Origin of the sequence: Streptococcus hyointestinalis, from assembly GCF_041225505.1 — a bacterium.
In the GTDB taxonomy this organism is placed as follows: domain Bacteria; phylum Bacillota; class Bacilli; order Lactobacillales; family Streptococcaceae; genus Streptococcus; species Streptococcus hyointestinalis_B.
Window position 1 is genome coordinate 1 of the sequence record NZ_JBCLSK010000095.1, and the last position, 954, is coordinate 954.

6 tRNA genes are annotated in these 954 nt (G+C 40.7%); all 6 read left to right on the forward strand.

Features of this window, described 5'->3' with window-relative positions:
- Positions 1 to 2 precede the first annotated feature (2 nt).
- The 6 genes from AALA56_RS10105 (at position 3) to AALA56_RS10130 (ending at position 499) form a co-directional block, all read left to right on the forward strand.
- Positions 3 to 75: transfer RNA gene (locus tag AALA56_RS10105), tRNA-Phe, on the forward strand.
- A gap of 15 nt (positions 76 to 90) precedes the next feature.
- Positions 91 to 171, forward strand: a tRNA-Tyr gene (locus tag AALA56_RS10110).
- Between the two features lie 6 nt (positions 172 to 177).
- Positions 178 to 248, forward strand: a tRNA-Trp gene (locus tag AALA56_RS10115).
- Positions 249 to 258: 10 nt separating this feature from the next.
- A tRNA-His gene (locus AALA56_RS10120) sits at positions 259 to 331 on the forward strand.
- A gap of 7 nt (positions 332 to 338) precedes the next feature.
- A tRNA-Gln gene (locus tag AALA56_RS10125) sits at positions 339 to 410 on the forward strand.
- A gap of 5 nt (positions 411 to 415) precedes the next feature.
- Positions 416 to 499 (forward strand) — tRNA-Leu (locus AALA56_RS10130).
- The last annotated feature ends 455 nt before the right edge of the window (positions 500 to 954 follow it).

Sequence of the window (954 nt, forward strand, 5' to 3'; positions counted from 1 at the left end):
TTGGCTCGGTAGCTCAGTTGGTAGAGCAATGGATTGAAGCTCCATGTGTCGGCGGTTCGATTCCGTCTCGCGCCATTAAGTTTATATTTTGGAAGGGTAGCGAAGAGGCTAAACGCGGCGGACTGTAAATCCGCTCCTTCGGGTTCGGGGGTTCGAATCCCTCCCCTTCCATATTGAACGGGCATAGTTTAAAGGTAGAACTAAGGTCTCCAAAACCTTCAGTGTGGGTTCAATTCCTACTGCCCGTGTTTTAATATGGCGAATGTGGTGAAGTGGTTAACACACCAGATTGTGGCTCTGGCATTCGTGGGTTCGATTCCCATCATTCGCCTTTTTATTGGGGTATAGCCAAGCGGTAAGGCAAGGGACTTTGACTCCCTCATGCGTTGGTTCGAATCCAGCTACCCCAGTTTTTGCCGGCGTGGCGGAATTGGCAGACGCGCTGGACTCAAAATCCAGTGTCCTCACGGACGTGCCGGTTCGACCCCGGCCGCCGGTATAGAATTTTCCCAGTAGAATACTATTCTTACTGGGATTTTTTGACGTCTTTTTAAATTCTATACCTATTTCTTTCCAAAAATGATTTGTTGCATAGAAGGTAGTTTCTACCTTTTTAAACTTCTTATTAATTAGCATTGAGTAGCTTTATATCTCACAATTTTGAAAATAACTTCCGTATTAATTCCTTTATGCAGTAAGTAAGAATCATAAGTAAGGGAGTGCCTAAACTTCTTAAACAAAAAAGGACATGAAATCTTTATCTCTAAACGATTGATTTCATGTCATTTTTATATTACTTTAAAGGTTTATACTAGTAGCAACTGTTTACTAAAGCTACTATAATCATTGATTTTTAGAAATATAATCTACAATATCTTACCTGTGGTGCTAGTTGATTTTAAAATACAATAAAAAGCCCAAAAGGACTATACTGTAAGTGTTCAAACAAACAGG